General features: G+C 67.6%; 15 protein-coding genes. 9 read left to right on the top strand and 6 right to left on the bottom strand.

Annotated elements, in window-relative coordinates:
- Position 1 precedes the first annotated feature (1 nt).
- The 4 genes from ACREYQ_RS22535 to ACREYQ_RS22520 all read right to left on the bottom strand — a co-directional run bounded on the left by ACREYQ_RS22535 (position 2) and on the right by ACREYQ_RS22520 (position 3,797).
- Positions 2–766: an HAD family hydrolase gene (locus ACREYQ_RS22535; RefSeq protein WP_432262374.1), complete on the bottom strand. Its 765-nt coding sequence runs from the start codon at positions 764–766 to the stop codon at positions 2–4.
- Between the two features lie 3 nt (positions 767–769).
- Complete coding sequence (cbbX, locus tag ACREYQ_RS22530; protein ID WP_432262373.1) at positions 770–1,711, bottom strand: CbbX protein; 942 nt, start codon at positions 1,709–1,711, stop codon at positions 770–772.
- Between the two features lie 151 nt (positions 1,712–1,862).
- Positions 1,863–2,282, bottom strand: coding sequence for a ribulose bisphosphate carboxylase small subunit (locus ACREYQ_RS22525; protein WP_432262372.1), 420 nt, complete (start codon positions 2,280–2,282; stop codon positions 1,863–1,865).
- 54 nt (positions 2,283–2,336) lie between these two features.
- A complete protein-coding gene (locus ACREYQ_RS22520; protein ID WP_432262371.1) occupies positions 2,337–3,797 on the bottom strand; it encodes a form I ribulose bisphosphate carboxylase large subunit in 1,461 nt (486 codons plus the stop codon).
- A 253-nt stretch (positions 3,798–4,050) separates the two neighbouring features.
- On the opposite strand from ACREYQ_RS22520, the gene ACREYQ_RS22515 reads away from it, so the two are divergent.
- Positions 4,051–5,001: a LysR family transcriptional regulator gene (locus ACREYQ_RS22515; protein ID WP_432262627.1), complete on the top strand. Its 951-nt coding sequence runs from the start codon at positions 4,051–4,053 to the stop codon at positions 4,999–5,001.
- A gap of 82 nt (positions 5,002–5,083) precedes the next feature.
- Here ACREYQ_RS22515 and ACREYQ_RS22510 read toward each other — a convergent pair whose 3' ends face one another.
- The gene (locus tag ACREYQ_RS22510; RefSeq protein WP_432262370.1) at positions 5,084–7,135 is read right to left on the bottom strand and encodes a sensor histidine kinase; all 2,052 of its coding nucleotides are present in this window, start codon (positions 7,133–7,135) and stop codon (positions 5,084–5,086) included.
- Positions 7,108–8,511, bottom strand: a complete 1,404-nt coding sequence (locus tag ACREYQ_RS22505; RefSeq protein ID WP_432262369.1) for a sigma-54-dependent transcriptional regulator — start codon at positions 8,509–8,511, stop codon at positions 7,108–7,110. Before ACREYQ_RS22505 ends, ACREYQ_RS22510 begins: the two co-directional genes overlap by 28 nt.
- Before the next feature lie 305 nt (positions 8,512–8,816).
- Between ACREYQ_RS22505 and ACREYQ_RS22500 the strand changes: the two genes are divergently transcribed.
- The 8 genes from ACREYQ_RS22500 to ACREYQ_RS22465 all read left to right on the top strand — a co-directional run bounded on the left by ACREYQ_RS22500 (position 8,817) and on the right by ACREYQ_RS22465 (position 16,550).
- Entirely contained in the window at positions 8,817–10,259 is a 1,443-nt protein-coding gene (locus ACREYQ_RS22500) for an L-lactate MFS transporter (protein WP_432262368.1), read from the top strand.
- Between the two features lie 45 nt (positions 10,260–10,304).
- Positions 10,305–10,427, top strand: coding sequence for an MFS transporter small subunit (locus tag ACREYQ_RS22495; RefSeq protein ID WP_432262367.1), 123 nt, complete (start codon positions 10,305–10,307; stop codon positions 10,425–10,427).
- Between the two features lie 416 nt (positions 10,428–10,843).
- Entirely contained in the window at positions 10,844–12,283 is a 1,440-nt protein-coding gene (locus ACREYQ_RS22490) for a cytochrome ubiquinol oxidase subunit I (protein ID WP_432262366.1), read from the top strand.
- Positions 12,284–12,296: 13 nt separating this feature from the next.
- The gene (gene cydB / locus ACREYQ_RS22485; protein WP_432262365.1) at positions 12,297–13,304 is read left to right on the top strand and encodes a cytochrome d ubiquinol oxidase subunit II; all 1,008 of its coding nucleotides are present in this window, start codon (positions 12,297–12,299) and stop codon (positions 13,302–13,304) included.
- Positions 13,304–13,441: a DUF2474 family protein gene (locus ACREYQ_RS22480; protein WP_432262364.1), complete on the top strand. Its 138-nt coding sequence runs from the start codon at positions 13,304–13,306 to the stop codon at positions 13,439–13,441. The genes cydB and ACREYQ_RS22480 overlap by 1 nt, the downstream gene beginning before the upstream one ends.
- A 4-nt stretch (positions 13,442–13,445) precedes the next feature.
- The gene (locus ACREYQ_RS22475; protein WP_432262626.1) at positions 13,446–15,539 is read left to right on the top strand and encodes an FUSC family protein; all 2,094 of its coding nucleotides are present in this window, start codon (positions 13,446–13,448) and stop codon (positions 15,537–15,539) included.
- Positions 15,526–15,738: a DUF1656 domain-containing protein gene (locus ACREYQ_RS22470; RefSeq protein ID WP_432262363.1), complete on the top strand. Its 213-nt coding sequence runs from the start codon at positions 15,526–15,528 to the stop codon at positions 15,736–15,738. Before ACREYQ_RS22475 ends, ACREYQ_RS22470 begins: the two co-directional genes overlap by 14 nt.
- Complete coding sequence (locus ACREYQ_RS22465) at positions 15,735–16,550, top strand: biotin/lipoyl-binding protein (protein ID WP_432262362.1); 816 nt, start codon at positions 15,735–15,737, stop codon at positions 16,548–16,550. The genes ACREYQ_RS22470 and ACREYQ_RS22465 overlap by 4 nt, the downstream gene beginning before the upstream one ends.
- Positions 16,551–16,569 lie beyond the last annotated feature (19 nt).

Below are 16,569 nucleotides of genomic sequence, written 5' to 3'. Positions count from 1 at the left end.
GTCAGGTCGCCTCGATCAGCGTGCCGTGGTGCCAGGCGCGCAGTGCGGCAAGATCGGCCCAGCGGTGCGCCGCGCCGGGCACGTGCTGGGGCATGGGTTCGCCGGGATCGCCAAGATGCGGCAGCACCAGCAGCGCGCCCTCGAACGAGTCGTGCGCACTGAACGCGGTGGGCGTGACCACCGTGGGGATGCCGGCCGCGCGGGCGGCGCGCAAGCCGTTCTCCGAGTCCTCGATCGCCAGGCAATCACCGCCCTGCAGGCCGAGCCGCTCCAGCACGGCCAGGTAGACATCGGGCGCCGGCTTCTTGATGGCCGTGGTGCCGGCATCGCCGATGGCGGCAAAGCGCCGGCGCCAGTCCGCGCCAAGCGGCGCCTGCAGCAGCGCGTCGAGGTTGGCCGGCGTGGTGGTGGTGGCAATCGCGAGCGGGAGGCCGGCCTCGCCGGCCTCTGCGATCAGGCGGGCAATGCCCGGGCGCAGCGGCAGGCCGCCCGCCCCCACACGCTCGGCATAGTGGCGGGTCTTGATGGCGTGCACGGCGTCGATGGTTTCCTTCACCTTGCAGCCGCGGGCCTCTTCCGGGTCGACCATGCGCCAGTAGTGCATCAGGCGCTCCTTGCCGCCGGCCACCTTGAGCAGGCGCGTGTAGAGCGGCGCGTCCCAGTGCCAGTCCAGGCCGACCTCGGCAAAGGCGGCATTGAAGGCTTGCAGGTGGGCGCTTTCGGTATCGGCGAGGGTGCCGTCGACATCGAAGATCAGGGCTTGCATGGCTTACTCCTTGGCCGGGGCCGGCGCATCCGGTCCAGCCTTCGAAAACACGCGGCTGGAAAGCAGGTCGCCCGCCGTGATCGTGGTCAGGGTATGGTCGTCGACCACCGTGCCGGCGTCGTCCAGCAGCCGCGAGGCATGGCGCAGCCGCGCGCGGTCCAGCGCATTGCGCACGCTGCGGGCATTGGCGAAATGCGGCTGCGCCATGCGCCGGGCCAGGTAGTCGGCGAACACGGCCCGGCTCTGGTCGTCGAAGCGGTACTGCATCTCGGCCAGCATCAGGTCGGCGATCTGGCGCAGCTCCTCGAGCTGGTAGTCAGGGAAATCGATATGGTGGGCAACGCGCGAGGACATGCCCGGGTTGGACTCGAAGAAGCGGTCCATGCGGTCCTTGTAGCCGGCCAGGATCACCACCAGGTCTTCGCGGTTGTTCTCCATCACCTGCAGCAGGATCTCGATGGCCTCCTGGCCGTAGTCGCGCTCGTTCTCCGGGCGGTAGAGGTAGTAGGCCTCGTCGATGAAGAGCACCCCGCCCATGGCCTTCTTCAGGATCTCCTTGGTCTTGGGCGCGGTATGGCCGATATACTGGCCGACCAGGTCGTCGCGCGTCACCGCCACCAGGTGGCCGCGCCGCACGTAGCCGAGCTGGTGCAGGATCTGCGCCATGCGCATGGCCACCGTGGTCTTGCCGGTGCCGGGATTGCCGGTGAAGCACATATGCAGGCTGGGCGCGCCGGCGCTGAAGCCGCGCGCGGCGCGCAGCTTGTCCACCAGCAGCAAGGCGGCGATATCGCGGATGCGCGCTTTCACCGGCTTGAGCCCGATCAGTTCGCGGTCAAGCTGGGCCAGCAGCTCGGTGATGCCCGAGCTGGCCAGAGACTCGGCCAGCGATGCGGCCTGAGCAACTGGCGGCTGCAGCGGTGCGGTCGTTTCAGGTGCGGACATGGCAGGCTCCGTGAGGATCATTCGAGCATTCGGCTCGATAGATTCGAGGCGCAACTCCCCCGGCGCGCAGCCTTGCGGCGGCGCGGCCGTGGGATTGCACGATCAGGAAATTGCCGGCGGCGGCGCCGCGCGGCGGTTCAGCCGGTGCCGCTCAGTAGCGGCTGCCCTCGGGGCGTGCCTGCACGGCGTAGCTCTCGATCGAGTAGCGCATGGTGCGGCCGGGTTCTTCCTGGCGCACCAGGCGGAAGCCGGGCTCGTCGGCAGGACGATTGACGATGAACGACATCACCACGGACTCCACCGTATGCGTCGAATCGAAAGCCGTGACGCGGATGTAATGGTCGGGGAAGGTGGCGCGCGCGTTGTTGATCTCCAGCAGGATGCCGGCGGCATCGCGCAGGTCGAACATCGGCAGGCCGAACATCTCCCAGTAAGTATTGCGCGGATGCGGGTCGTCGGTGTACTCGATGCCGACCGCCCAGCCCTTGTTCAGGCAGTATTCAAGCTGGCTGGTGATCTGCGCGTCGGTGAGTTCGGGCAGGAAGGAGAAAGTGCCTTGAGTAATACGCATGATGTCCTCTCGTTCTTTGGGTTCGCTCTACGTGCTTTGGTGGCGTAGTCAGGCTCAGGCCACCGACGCGGTGGGCACGAAGTCCGAGGTGTCGGTCGGCGTGTAGTTGAAGCTGATGTCGCCCCAGGTATCGAGCGCGGCCCGCAGCGGTCCGCACCAGCGCGCGGCCTCGCGCAGGATCTCCGGCCCTTCGTTGAGGATGTCGCGGCCTTCATTGCGCGCCAGCACCATCGCTTCCAGCGCCACGCGGTTGGCCGTGGCACCCGCCTGGATCCCTTGCGGGTGGCCGATGGTGCCGCCGCCGAACTGCAGCACCACGTCGTCGCCAAAGAGGTGGATCAGCTGGTGCATCTGGCCGGCGTGGATGCCGCCCGAGGCCACCGGCATCACCTTGCGCAGCGAAGCCCAGTCCTGGTCAAAGAACAGGCCGCGGGTCAGGTCGGTATGGGTGTAGGCGTCGCGGCAGACGTTGTAGTAGCCCTGCACGGTCAGCGGATCGCCTTCCAGCTTGCCCACCGCGGTGCCGGTGTGCATATGGTCGACGCCGGCCAGGCGCAGCCATTTGGCAATCACGCGGAACGACACGCCGTGGTTCTTCTGCCGGGTGTAGGTGCCATGGCCCGCGCGGTGCAGGTGCAGGATCATGTCGTTCTGGCGGCACCAGTTGCTCATCGACTGGATACAGGTCCAGCCGACGATCAGGTCGATCATGATGATGACCGAGCCCAGCGACTTGGCGAACTCGGCGCGCCGGTACATCTCTTCCATGGTGCCGGCGGTCACGTTGAGGTAGCTGCCCTTGACCTCGCCGGTGGCGGCCGAGGCCTTGTTGACGGCGTCCATCACGAACAGGAAGCGGTCGCGCCAGTGCATGAAGGGCTGCGAGTTGATGTTCTCGTCATCCTTCATGAAGTCCAGCCCGCCCTTCAGGCCCTCGTACACCACGCGGCCGTAGTTGCGGCCCGACAGGCCCAGCTTGGGCTTGGTGGTGGCGCCCAGCAGCGGACGGCCGAACTTGTCCAGGCGCTCGCGCTCGACGATGATGCCGGTGGACGGGCCAGCGAAGGTCTTCACATAGGCCACCGGGAAGCGCATGTCTTCCAGGCGCGCGGCCTTGATCGGCTTGAAGCTGAAGACGTTGCCGATGACCGACGCGGTCAGGTTGGCGATCGAGCCTTCCTCGAACAGCGACAGGTCATAGGCCACGTAGCAGAAGAACTGCTCGGGGTTGTTGGGCACCGGATCGACCCGGTAAGCCTTGGCGCGGTACATGTCGCAGGCCGTCAGGCGGTCGGTCCACACCACCGTCCAGGTGGCGGTGGACGATTCACCGGCCACCGCGGCGGCGGCCTCGACCGGATCCACGCCGTCCTGCGGCGTGATGCGGAACAGGGCCAGCAGGTCGGTGTCCTTGGGCTCGTAGTCCGCGTCCCAGTACCCCATTTCCTTGTACTTCATGACGCCGGCGTCATAGCGCTTGCGCGGCTTGGCTTGGACCGGTTCAGGTGCGTTCATGCTTGTCTCCTTGCGTGGTTGAGCGGCGTGTAACTGCGTTGATGAAAAGATATAAGCTCACCCACATAAGGTAAATTCAGATATTCTTAGTGCCTGTATAAGCAATCCCTTAAGTGCGGACAAAAATGCACATCGCCGGGATTACGAAGGCTGCCCCTTCAGCTCAACGCCGGTCAGTTAAGCCACCGTGATTCCTGCGCGGGAATGACGGTAGGGGTGGATGTGTTATCCGAACGCAATGCCCCCACTGCCCATGTCCTTCCTGCGCGCCCTCACCCTTCGCCAGTTGCAGATCTTTGTCACCGTGGCCAGGCACGCCAGCTTCGTGCGCGCAGCCGAGGAACTGCACCTGACCCAGCCAGCGGTCTCGATGCAGGTCAAGCAGCTCGAATCGGTGGTCGGGCTGGCGTTGTTCGAACGGATCAAGGGGCAGCTCACGCTGACCGAGCCCGGCGACCGCCTGCTGCACCATGCCTCCCGAATCCTCGGCGAGGTCAAGGACGCCGAGGAAGGCTTGCAGGCGGTCAAGGACGTCGAGCAAGGTTCGATCACGATCGGGCTGATCAGCACGGCCAAGTACTTCGCGCCCAAGCTGCTCGCCGGCTTTACCGCGCTGCACCCGGGCGTGGACCTGCGCATCGCCGAAGGCAACCGCGAGACGTTGCTGCAACTGCTGCAGGACAACGCCATCGACCTCGCGCTGATGGGCCGCCCGCCGCGCGAACTGGACGCCGTGTCCGAACCGATCGCCGCGCATCCGCACGTGCTGGTGGCCTCGCCGCGTCACCCCCTGCACGACGCAAAGGGATTCGACCTGCAGGAACTGCGTCACGAGACCGTCCTGCTGCGCGAGCCGGGTTCCGGCACCCGAACCGTGGCGGAGTATATGTTCCGGGACCACCTGTTCACGCCGGCCAAGGTGATCACCCTGGGCAGCAACGAGACCATCAAGCAGGCCGTGATGGCCGGCATGGGCATCAGCCTGTTGTCGCTGCACACGCTGGGGCTGGAGCTGCGCACCGGCGAGATCGCGCTGCTGGACGTGGCCGGCACGCCGATCGAGCGCATCTGGCATGTCGCGCACATGTCCAGCAAGCGTTTGTCACCGGCCAGCGAGAGCTGCCGCGCCTATCTGCTGGAGCACACGGCGCAGTTTTTGGGGAAGGAATATGGGGGGCTGATGCCTGGGCGGCGCGTGGCCTGACGGGTCCGCTTTTCGGTTCTACGAAGGGCTGATTCGTACCTGTCAGCCGTTTGACTTCCTCCGCGGATGGCTTCGCATGTGTTCATGCGCCGGCTGACTGCCCCGGCCCACCGTCCTCACGCAGCCACACGATAAACTCCGCACCCTGCCCCGGCGTGCTGTCCACGGTGATGCGGCCGCCATAGCGTTCCACCAGCGCATAACTGATGGACAGGCCCAGGCCGGTTCCCATCTGTTTCCTGGTGGTGAAGAACGGATTGAACAGGTTGGGCAGGTCTTGCTCCCGGATGCCCTGGCCGGTGTCGCGCACATGCAGCGTCACGCCCTGCCTATCCCAGTCCCGCGTGGCAATCGTCAGCGTACCGCCTTGCGGCATGGCGTGGATGGCATTGGTCAGCAGGTTGACCACGACCTGCTGCAGCTCGCTGCGGCTGATTTGCACTTGCCGGGTCGCCCGGCAGTCCAGTTCGACCCGGATCGCCGCGCCCCGCAGCATGTGCTGGACCAGGTCGACGCAGCCTGCCGCGACCTCGCCCGCGTCCAGGCGCTCCGTATTGCCGGCGTATGCCTCTGGCCGGACGAATTGCAGCAGCCGGTTGGTCAGCAGGTGGATACGCCGCACCTGCTCGTCGATCAGCTTCAGCTCGTGCCGGACGGGCTCGGCAGCCGGGCCAAGGATGTCGCGGGCCACGTCCAGGTTGCCCTGGATTACCGCGATCGGATTGTTGATCTCATGTGCTACGCCCGCCGTAAGATGTCCTGCGACAGCGAGCTTCTCCGACGTAATCAGCTGCTGCCGAGTGGCGCGCAGCTCGGCGTTTGCGTCTTCCAGCTCGCGCGTGCGCTCTGCCACCTTGCGATCGAGCGAGTCCGCCCACTCCCTGAGCTGGTCATTGCGCTGCCGCAGCGCCGACAGCAGTTGGTCGAACTGGCTGGCGAGCTGGCCCAGCTCGTCAGCGCTGCGCACCGGGCCCACGCGCGCATCGGCATCGCCCGCCTTCAGCGCTTGCATGGTGCCGACCATCCGCGTCATGGGCGTGAACACGCGTCTGGCCCAGAGCAAGGCCAGCAACGACCCCGCCACGCCCAGCAGCAGGAACAGGCCCACCAGCACCCCAAAAGCCAGGTTCTTCACCTGGCCGATGGGCCTGGCAAGATAGCCAACATACAGCATGCCGATACGCTGGCCGCGGCTGTCCGCGATCGGCTCATACGCGCTCATGTACCAGTCGCTGACCACGAACGCCAGGTCCAGCCACTTCTCGCCACGCAGCAGCACCTTGTCGCGCACCTCGCGCGAGACCCGCGTGCCCAGCGCCCGCTCGCCATGGAACAGCCGCACATTGGTGGCAATGCGCGTGTCGTCCAGGAACAGGGTTGCCGTGCCCTCGCTGCCAAGAGGCAGGGATTCCGGCTGGTAGACCAGCGCGTTGATCGTGTCGATGAAGCCGAGGTTGTTGTTCAGCAGCGTGCCGCCATGCAGGATCGCCACCAGCGTTCCTGCTTCATTGAACACCGGTGCGGCTGCGTGCATCACCATGCCGCGGCTTTCCTGTGTCCTGTCGGTCGCTGCCGCATTGGCGGTGGGGCGTAGCGCAACCTGTGCGCGTCGGGCAAGCTCGCCGGAAACGGCGGCCAGTTGCGTGGCGGACCATGCGTCCGTGGCGGCGTCTGCGCGGCCGGCCGCGGCGCTAGCCACCACGCGCCAGGCGGCATGGTCCGACCCTGCCGCGCCGGCCGGCGCGGCGGCAAGAAGCCGCCCTTGCGGATCCAGCAACTGCAGGAAATCGAGCCCATGCGTGCGCCGCGCGTCGGCCAGGATGCCGGGCATGGCGCCGCGGCGGCCAAGTCCGTCCACCAGCGCATATGACCTCGCCTCCAGCAGGACCCGGTCTTCCACGCCGCCCACCATATGCTCGAAGTACTCGTGGGCGACCAGCAGGTCGCTGTTGACCTTGTACGCCAGCAATGCCTGGAACGCGCGATTGCCCCACACCCCCGTGATCAGCAGCAGCGCAACCAGCGCCACCAGCAGGGGCGCGACCACGATGGACACAAGCTTGGCACGCAGCGAGGCGCGATAGCGGCGCAGCAGCGCAGCCGGGCTCAAGGACGCAGGCCCCACTGCAGGCATTTCCGGTCCAGCGTGCGGCGCGAGATGCCCAGCCGGCGCGCTGCTTCCACCCGGTTGCCGCCCTCCGCCGCGAGCACCTGCAGGATGTGCCGCCGCTCCACCGCCTCCAGCAGCGCGGCGTCGTCGGCCGGCGTGGCCCCGTCCTCACGGGCCTCTTCCGCCAGGCCAGCCTGCGCCGGATCCACCTGCTGCGCCAGCAACTCCACCGGGTATTCGCCCAGGATCAGCGCCCGCTCCACCAGGTTGCGCAGTTCGCGCGCATTGCCTGGCCAGTCGTAGCCCTTGAGCAGCCGGACCAATGAGGGCGACAGCGGCACCGGGGGCAGGCCAAGCTGGGCGGACAACTGCTCCGAGAAGTGCTCGGCCAGCGGCACGATGTCTTCCGGCCGCGTGCGCAAGGGCGGGATCGCGACGGACACCACGTCGAGCCGGTAGTACAGGTCCTGGCGGAAACGCCCGGCAGCGACCTCGCTGGCAAGATTGCGGTTGCAGGCCGCGACGATGCGCACGTCGACGGCGATCTCGCGCTCGGTGCCGAGCGGCCGGATGCGCCGGTCCTCGATCACCCGCAACAGCTTGGCCTGCATCGGCAGCGGCAGTTCCGAGACCTCGTCCAGGAACAGCGTGCCGCCGTCGGCATAGAGGAACAGCCCATGCCGCGCCCCGGCCGCGCCGGTAAAGGCGCCCCTGGCGTGGCCGAACAGTTCGCTTTCGATGATCTCGGGCGCCATCGCGCCGCAGTTCAGCGGCACGAACTGGCCCTGACGTCCGCTCAGGCGGTGCAGCTCGCGCGCCACCACTTCCTTGCCGGTGCCGGACTCGCCCGTCACCAGCACGGTCGACGGCATCGGCGCCACCCGCGCCACCAGCGCCATCACCTTCTTGATCGCATCCGAGTCACCGATGACGTGCTTCTGGACGGTGTACTTGTCCAGCTCGCGGCGCAGCAGGTAGTTCTCGCGCGCCAGCCGCGTCCGGTCGAAGCAGCGCCGGATGGCATTGAACATCTGGTCGACGCGGAACGGCTTGACGATAAAGTCCGCCGCGCCCGAGCGCAGCGCGGCAATGGCCGTGTCCATGTCCGCGAAGGCGGTCATCAGGATCACATCGGCGGGGTTGCCTGCCGCGCGCAGAGCCTTGAGCCATTCCACCCCGCTGGCACCGGGCAGCGCCACGTCCAGCAGGATCAGGTCGAAATGGCGTTGCTCCAGCAGCGCCGCGCCGGCTTCGGCGCTGTCGGCGGTCACCACGCTGTCGACCTTGCCTGCCAGCGCGCGGGACAGGAACGAGCGCATGCCGGCCTCGTCGTCCACCACCAGGATGGCGCGGCGCTGCCAGTTGTCGGCTTCGGCCGGGTTGCTGTGTCGTTCGCTCATCACTTTGGTTATTGCCGGGGCAGAAGGAGAGTCTAGCGACAGTCGGCTCAGCGGCTGTATTGGGAGTTAAACCGAGCCGCCCGCAGCCGCGCTGCCGCGCTGCCGCGCATGGACATTTTGGCCCGGGCAAGGGGCCGCCGCCCGGACATTTTGTCCAAGGCCGCGTCCCGGTGCGCGGGCCGCGCCGCGCAATCCGTTGAGGGCAAAGGGGGGGCGCCCTGGGCACAGCTCTTGCTGAACGAGGCGCTCCAGCCCATCGCACCACGCGCAAAAGAGGCTGCCACTTCCAGGTAGGAGACAACTTCATGTCATACCCCGCGCAAGCGCAGACGCCCTCGCAATCCACGCAACAGCGGTCCCGGCAGGCGCCGCCGTCCCGGCCAGCGCCGCGCCCGTCGCCCTTCTCGAAGGAGGCCATCATCGCCCGCCCGGGCTTCAACCGCTGGATGGTGCCGCCCGCGGCGCTGGCGGTGCACCTGTGCATCGGCCAGGCCTATGCCTTCTCGGTCTTCAACGAGCCGCTGACCCGCATCCTCGGCGTCACGCAGCCGGCGCCGGGCGACTGGCAACTGACCACGCTGGGCTGGGTGTTCTCGCTGGCGATCTTCTTCCTTGGCATCTCGGCCGCCTTCGCCGGCAAATGGCTGGAGAAGGTCGGGCCGCGCCGCACCATGTTCACGGCGGCGTGCTGCTTCGGCGGCGGCTTCCTGGTGTCGGCGCTGGGCATCTGGCTGCACCAGATCTGGCTGCTGTACCTGGGCTACGGCGTGCTGGGCGGAATCGGGCTGGGGCTGGGCTATGTGTCGCCGGTCTCCACGCTGATCCGCTGGTTCCCGGACCGCCGCGGCATGGCGACCGGGATGGCGATCATGGGCTTCGGCGGCGGCGCGATGATCGGCGCGCCGCTGTCGGTCGCGCTGATGAACGCCTTCAAGAGCGCCACCAGTGCGGGCGTGGCACAGACCTTCCTGGTCATGGGCGTGGTCTACTTCATCTCGATGTCGATCGGCGCACTGGCCATCCGCATCCCGGCCCCAGGCTGGGCGCCCCCGGGCTACGTTCCCACCACCAAGGCCCGCAAGATGGTCACGCACGCCCACGTGCATATCGACCAGGCGCTGAAGACGCCGCAGTTCTACCTGCTCTGGCTGATCCTGTTCCTGAACATCACCGCCGGCATCGGCGTGCTGGGCCAGGCTGCGGTGATGATCCAGGAAATCTTCAAGGGCAGCATCACGGCGGCGGCCGCCGCGGGCTTCGTGGGGCTGCTCAGCATCGGCAACATGACGGGGCGCTTCCTGTGGAGCTCCGCCAGCGACTACTTCGGCCGCAAGCTGACCTATGCCATCTTCTTCGCCTTCGGTGCCGCGCTGTACATGGCCGTCCCGGCCGTCGGCGCGTCCGGCAACGTGGCCTTGTTCGTGGTCTGCTACTTCCTGATTCTCACCATGTATGGCGGCGGCTTCAGCACCATTCCCGCCTACCTGGCCGACATGTTCGGCACGGCCTATGTCGGCGGCATCCACGGCCGCCTGCTGACGGCCTGGGCCGCCGCCGGCATTGCCGGGCCGGCGCTGGTCAACTATATCCGCGAGCACAAGCTGGCCATGGGCGTGCCCAGGCCGGAGGTCTATGTCGACACCCTGCACATCATGGCCGGCCTGCTGGTAGTGGGCTTCGTGTGCAACCTGCTGATCCGGCCGGTGCATGAGCGCCACCACCTGCGCGAAGTGGCCAGAGCAGCCTGAGAGCGCCCCCCCCGCTTCCGATACCAATACACCGGAGACACCACCATGCAAGACGACCGAACTTTCGGCAAGTCGCTGTTGCTGCTCGCGTTCTGGGCCTATGTGCTGATCCCGCTGGGCGCGGGCATCTGGTCGACCCTCGGCAAGGCCATGAAGCTGTTCAGTTGAGCGCCCGCTCCGGCTGCCCGCTGCATCACGATCCGTCCTTGCAGCGAGCCCTGGATCGTCGATGCGGCGGGAGCCAACCATGACTGTGATCCTGCTCGTTAGCGCCATCTGTGCTGGTGTCGCAAGGTGCCTGGCCGGCGCGAATACCCATCAGTTGAGCCACCGTCGTTACCGCGAAGGCGGGAACCCAGTGACTCTTGAAGACGCTGGATTCCCGCCTGCGCGGGAATGACAGTAGTGGTTGAATCGTTACCTGAATTGCATTATCTGCCCAGCTAACTTGCCCGCTGAACAACTGAGCTTGAACAGTTCCACAAAAACTGTATCCCTAGCGGGCAGGCTGTAATCCTTACGCTTGTCCGTAGTGTCGCGCGACACGCCGTCGTGCCGGCGGCAACCCCACGGAGAGCACATCGATGCACGGACTCACAGCCCTGGAACTCGCCCGGATCCAGTTCGGATTCACGGTTTCCTTCCACATCCTATTTCCCGCCATCACGATCGGGCTGGCATGTTTCCTGGCGTTCCTGGAAGCACGCTGGCTCTACACCCAGGACACGATATACAGGACCCTGTACCAGTTCTGGATCAAGATCTTCGCCCTGAACTTCGGCATGGGGGTCGTTTCCGGCCTGGTCATGGCCTATGAGTTCGGCACCAACTGGTCCGGCTTCTCGCAGTTTGCGGGGGGCATCACGGGACCGCTGCTGACCTACGAGGTGCTGACCGCCTTTTTCCTCGAAGCGGGCTTCCTTGGCGTGATGCTGTTCGGCTGGAACCGCGTCGGGCCGGGGCTGCATTTCTTTGCCACGGTGATGGTGGCGCTCGGCACCATGATTTCCTCCACCTGGATCCTGGCGTCCAACAGCTGGATGCATACGCCCGCCGGCTACGTCATCGTTGCCGGCAAGGTGGTGCCGACCGACTGGCTCGAGGTGATCTTCAACCCTTCGTTCCCCTACCGCCTTGCGCACATGGTCATCGCCGCGCTGCTGTCCACGGCGCTGTTTGTGGCCGCTTCCTCGGCCTGGCAACTGCTGCACGAGCGCGCCGTGCCGGCCGCCCGCAAGATGCTGTCGATGGCCCTGTGGATGGTGCTGATCGCGGCGCCCATCCAGGCGATGGTGGGCGACGCCCACGGCCTGAACACGCTGGAGCACCAGCCCGCCAAGATCGCGGCGATGGAAGGGCACTGGGACACCGCCGCAAGGGATGACAAAAGCGGCTTCCCGCTGATCGTCTTCGGCATCCCCGACATGGCGCGCGAGGAAACCCGCTATGCCGTCGAGATACCGCGCCTGGGCAGCCTGATCCTGACGCACAGCCTTGACGGCCAGATCCGCGGCCTGAAGGACTTCCCCAGGGGGGACCGCCCCAATGCCACGGTGTTGTTCTTCACCTTCCGCGTCATGGTTGGCCTGGGCGTGGCGATGATCCTGTTCGGCCTGCTGGGATGGGTGCTGCGCCGCAACGGCGCGCTGTACCGGTCCAGGGCATTCCTGCGCCTTGCCGTGCTGATGGGTCCCGCCGGCCTGATCGCGCTGCTGGCTGGCTGGATGACCACCGAGATCGGCCGGCAGCCATGGGTGGTCTATGGACTGCTGCGTACCCATGACGCCGTTTCCGCGCATGCGGCTGGCCCGGTGGCGCTGTCGCTGGCGCTGTTCGTGGTGATCTATTTCGTCTGCTTCGGCGTGGGCATCCGCTACATGCTCAAACTGGCCAGCGCCGGCCCCGTCCCTGATGCGCATCCGCACGACCAGCCGTCGTACGGCCCCGGCAGCGTCGTTCCCGCCGCCATCGCCGCGGCTTGCGCACCCCACGCGATGGCCCGCCACGGCCGCCGCGAATCCTGAACAGGTGATCGACATGGGTATCAACCTTCCCGTTATCTGGGCCGCCCTGATTTTCTTCGGCGTGATGATGTACGTCATCATGGACGGATTCGATCTTGGCATCGGCATTCTCTTCCCCTTCGTCGGCGACCGTCATGACCGCGACGTCATGATGAATACGGTGGCACCGGTCTGGGACGGCAACGAAACCTGGCTGGTGCTGGGAGGCGCGGCGCTGCTGTGCGCCTTCCCGCTGGCCTACTCGGTGCTGCTCACTGCGTTCTACCTGCCGCTGATGTTCATGCTGATGGGGCTGATCTTCCGCGGCGTGGCCTTCGAGTTCCGCTTCAAGGCGAGCGACCGCAGCCGCCCCTGGTGGGACGCCGCGTTCACGTGGGGCTCGGTGGTCGCGGCCTTCTTCCAGGGCGTGACGCTGGGCGCCTATATCGACGGCATCGCCATGGAAGGCACCACCTTCACCGGCGGCGCGCTCGACTGGCTGGCGCCGTTCCCGGTCTTCTGCGGCGTGGGCGTGGTGATCACCTACGCCTTCCTCGGGGTTACGTGGCTCATCATGAAGACCGAGGGCCGGCTGCAATGGACCATGCTGCGCGTGACCAATGTGCTGACCGGCGTGATGCTGGCGATGGTCGCCGCGGTCAGCGTGTGGACGCCGCTGACCCATCCGGAGATCGCGCAACGCTGGTTCGCGCTGCCCAACCTGTTCTTCTTCCTGCCGGTGCCGCTGCTGGTGCTGCTCTCGGCCTTTGGCATCTACCGCGCCCTGCGCAACCACCCCAACGTGTCGCCGTTCCTGTACGCGCTGCTGATGATCTTCATGGGCTATACCGGGCTGGCCATCAGCATCTGGCCCAACATCATCCCGCCGTCGATCTCGATCGTCGATGCGTCGTCGCCGCCGCAAAGCCAGGGCTTCGCGCTGGTCGGCACGCTGTTTATCGTGCCGATCATCCTGGCCTACACGGCCTGGTCCTATTACGTGTTCCGCGGCAAGGTCAAGCGCGGGGAGGGGTATCACTGATGTCCAGGATCCTGCATTCAACGCTGGCGGCCCGCCTGGGCTGGCTGCTGGCTTTGTGGCTGGCGGGCGTCGGCACGGTCTTCGTCTGCGCCAGCCTGATGAAGCTGCTGATGCGCGCAGCGGGCCTTGCCAACTGAAGCCATGCCGTCCTCCAACCCGCTCCCCCACCCCGCGCTGCGCGCGCGCAACGCCAGCGTGGCCGACACGCTCGCGGCAGCCTGGGCGGGCGCGCCGGATCTTGCGCCGTGGCTCCATTCGCTGAAAGTGTTCGGCGCGGCGATGCTGGCGCTCTACGTGGCGCTGGCGCTGGGCCTGCCGCGGCCCTACTGGGCCATGGCTACCGTCTACCTGGTGTCCAGCCCGCTGGCCGGCGCCACCCATGCCAAGGGCACTTATCGCGTCATCGGCACGCTGCTGGGCGCCGTGTGCGCGGTGGCGCTGGTGCCCTGGCTGGTCGACGAGCCCGTGCTGCTGATGGCCGCGATTGCGTGCTGGACCGGCACCCTGCTTTACCTGTCCCTGCTGGAACCGGCGCCGCGCAACTATATCTGCCTGCTGGCCGCCTACACGCTCCCGATCGTGGCGTTGCCGACGGTCGCCCATCCGGCAACGGTCTTCGACGTGGCGCTCACCCGCATCGAGGAGATCGTCATCGGCATCGTCTGCGCCAGCGTGGTCAGCGCGGTGGTCTTTCCCGCCCGCACCACGCCGGCGCTGGCCGCGCGCGCGTCGGCGTGGCTGGACCACGCCTCGCGCTGGATCGCGGATGTGCTGGCCGCCGGTGCCAGCGCGGGCCAGCGCCATGACAGCTTCAGCCTGCTGGCGGCCGATATCCAGGCAATTGAAACCCAGCTGGCCCAGCTGGGCTATGAAGCCTGCGGCGCGCAGACCCTGCGGCGCGCGCGTGCGCTGCACCAGCGCATGACGGCCGTGCTGCCGCTGGTACTGGCGCTTGCCGACGCCGCCAGCGCCTTGCAACGGCATCCGGAGGGCATGCCCGATGCCGTCGCGCAGCGCCTGCGTGCCACGCTGGCGTGGATCGCAGGCGACGCAGGTGCGTCCCGGCCCAGGCCGTCCTGGTACCCGGCAGGCACCACGCCGGGCGCAGCCACGGACTGGCATGCGCGGCTGATCGCGGCCACCTGCACCTACCTCGATGAACTCGGCGATCTCTGGCAAGACTGCCGCCTGCTGCAGGCCAGCCTGCGCCAGGGCGGGAGCGGCCCGGCCGCGCTGCGCTACCGGGTGGAACCCGCCGGCCAGTCCCGGCACCATGATCACGCGCAGCTGTTGTTTCGCGGCGCCACCGCCGGCTCGGCCACCTTTGTCGCCGGGCTGCTGTGGATGGCGTCAGGCTGGCTCGACGGCGCCGGCGCGGTCGGCCTGGCCGCGCTTGCCAGCTGCTTTATCGCCACCACCGCGGAGCCGCGGCTGATGGCCGGCCGGGTGATCGCGTGGAGCATCGCCTGTGCGCTGCTGTCCTGGTACTACCAGTTCGTGGTGCTGCAGCTGGCGCATGACTTTGGCTCGCTTGCCGCGCTGATGTTCGGCCCCTACCTGGTCATCGGCGCCATGACGACGCAGCCGCGCAATGCGCTGTTCGGCGTCCTGCTGGCGGTCACGGCGGCGTCATTCCCGGGCCCGCAGCATCTGACTGCCGCCAGTTTCGCCGACATCTTCAACAGCAGCCTGGCGAGCCTGGCTGCGCTGGTCTTCGCGGCCTTGTGGGCCGTCCTGATGCAGCCGTTCGGCCAGCAGCTGGTGGCGTACCGGCTCGCCAGGGCCAACTGGGATGCCATCGCGCTGGCCGCGCACCCGCGTGCGCCGGTCAACAGCGCCCGGCTGCGCGGCCGCATGCTGGACCGGCTGCTGCGCCAGTGGCCGCCGCTGACCCGCCGCAACAATGCCAGCAGCAGGCAGGCGGACAGAGCCGTTGCCGACTTCCTGGTCGAATCCGCCGCGCTCGCGCTGCGGCGCGCCCCGGCCGGACTGCCTGCGCCGCGCCGCCGTGCGGTGGAGCGCGTGCTGGCAGGCGTGGCGCGCCACTACCGCCAGTGCGCGCGCGCCGGCCATGCCAGCACGCCCGCGCCGGCGCTGGCCGCGCAGATCGACGCGGCCTTCGCGGCGCTGACAACAACGGCTTACGGCAGCCCGCGCGCCGCGCTGGCGGCGCTGGCCACCTTGCGGCTGGCCCTGTATCCGCCTACAGAAGGAAGGCCCCATGCACGCCACTGAGTTCGACCTGTACGGCGTATTCGTGCCAGCCACCTTGGCGTGGATGCTGGCGGCGTTCGCCGTCACCGCCGGCGTGCGCGCCGTGCTCGCCCGGATCGGCTTCTACCGCATCGTGTGGCACCGGTCCTTGTTCAATTTCTCGCTTTATATCCTCGTGCTGGGCGCGATCGTCGCGCTCGTCTGGCAGGCCCCATCATGATTCGCAAGCTTGCGCTGCTCGGCCCCGTTGCGGTGACCCTCGCGGCCGTGGTCGCCGCGGCGCTGACCGCCTGGCATTTGTGGCAGTACTACACCGAGGCACCCTGGACCCGCGACGGCCATGTGCGCGCGGAAGTGATCCGGGTCGCGCCGGATGTGTCCGGCCTGGTCACGGCCGTGCTCGTCGGCGACAACGCCCGGGTACAACGCGGCCAGGTCCTGTTTGTGGTGGACCAGGACCGCTTCAGCCTGGCCCTGAAACAGGCGCAGGCCGAGGCCGCGTCGGCGCGCGCCGCGCTGGCACTGGGCCGGCGCCAGGCGGCGAACGCGGCCGCGGCGCAGGCGCGCGTCGACGAAGCCGATGCCGCGGTGGACGTGGCCAGGCTGAACCTGGCCCGCTGCCGCGTGACCAGCCCGGTCGACGGCCATGTCAGCGACCGCCTGCCGCGCGCCGGCGACTTTGCCACCCGCGGCAAGCCGGGCCTGTCGGTGGTGGCCAGCGGCTCGCAATACGTGGAGGGCTATTTCGAGGAAACCAAGCTGCCCGCGATCCGCGTCGGCAGCGCCGCCGAAGTGCACATCATGGGCCAGCGCACCCCCTTGCGCGGACATGTGCAGAGCATTGCGCCCGGCATCGAGGACCAGGACCGCGCCGTCGGGCCGAACCTGCTCCCCAGCGTCAGCCCGACCTTCAACTGGGTGCGCCTGGCGCAGCGCATACCGGTGCGCGTCGCGCTGGACCAAGTGCCGGCCGGGGTACACCTGATCGCCGGACAGACCGCCACGGTCCGCATCCGGGCGCCGCGCGAATGAGGCCGAGAGGACGTTGGCC

Origin of the sequence: Cupriavidus sp. TMH.W2 (assembly GCF_050847365.1) — a bacterium.
In the GTDB taxonomy this organism is placed as follows: domain Bacteria; phylum Pseudomonadota; class Gammaproteobacteria; order Burkholderiales; family Burkholderiaceae; genus Cupriavidus.
This window is presented reverse-complemented; position numbering and strand designations above follow the sequence as displayed.

What these genes read in the sequence shown, in the direction of transcription:
- ACREYQ_RS22535 (WP_432262374.1), bottom strand. Translation starts at nt 766, where the DNA reads ATGCAAGCCCTGATCTTCGATGTCGACGGCACCCTCGCCGATACCGAA.
- cbbX (WP_432262373.1), bottom strand. Translation starts at nt 1,711, where the DNA reads ATGTCCGCACCTGAAACGACCGCACCGCTGCAGCCGCCAGTTGCTCAG.
- ACREYQ_RS22525 (WP_432262372.1), bottom strand. Translation starts at nt 2,282, where the DNA reads ATGCGTATTACTCAAGGCACTTTCTCCTTCCTGCCCGAACTCACCGAC.
- ACREYQ_RS22520 (WP_432262371.1), bottom strand. Translation starts at nt 3,797, where the DNA reads ATGAACGCACCTGAACCGGTCCAAGCCAAGCCGCGCAAGCGCTATGAC.
- ACREYQ_RS22515 (WP_432262627.1), top strand. Translation starts at nt 4,051, where the DNA reads ATGTCCTTCCTGCGCGCCCTCACCCTTCGCCAGTTGCAGATCTTTGTC.
- ACREYQ_RS22510 (WP_432262370.1), bottom strand. Translation starts at nt 7,135, where the DNA reads ATGCCTGCAGTGGGGCCTGCGTCCTTGAGCCCGGCTGCGCTGCTGCGC.
- ACREYQ_RS22505 (WP_432262369.1), bottom strand. Translation starts at nt 8,511, where the DNA reads ATGAGCGAACGACACAGCAACCCGGCCGAAGCCGACAACTGGCAGCGC.
- ACREYQ_RS22500 (WP_432262368.1), top strand. Translation starts at nt 8,817, where the DNA reads ATGTCATACCCCGCGCAAGCGCAGACGCCCTCGCAATCCACGCAACAG.
- ACREYQ_RS22495 (WP_432262367.1), top strand. Translation starts at nt 10,305, where the DNA reads ATGCAAGACGACCGAACTTTCGGCAAGTCGCTGTTGCTGCTCGCGTTC.
- ACREYQ_RS22490 (WP_432262366.1), top strand. Translation starts at nt 10,844, where the DNA reads ATGCACGGACTCACAGCCCTGGAACTCGCCCGGATCCAGTTCGGATTC.
- cydB (WP_432262365.1), top strand. Translation starts at nt 12,297, where the DNA reads ATGGGTATCAACCTTCCCGTTATCTGGGCCGCCCTGATTTTCTTCGGC.
- ACREYQ_RS22480 (WP_432262364.1), top strand. Translation starts at nt 13,304, where the DNA reads ATGTCCAGGATCCTGCATTCAACGCTGGCGGCCCGCCTGGGCTGGCTG.
- ACREYQ_RS22475 (WP_432262626.1), top strand. Translation starts at nt 13,446, where the DNA reads ATGCCGTCCTCCAACCCGCTCCCCCACCCCGCGCTGCGCGCGCGCAAC.
- ACREYQ_RS22470 (WP_432262363.1), top strand. Translation starts at nt 15,526, where the DNA reads ATGCACGCCACTGAGTTCGACCTGTACGGCGTATTCGTGCCAGCCACC.
- ACREYQ_RS22465 (WP_432262362.1), top strand. Translation starts at nt 15,735, where the DNA reads ATGATTCGCAAGCTTGCGCTGCTCGGCCCCGTTGCGGTGACCCTCGCG.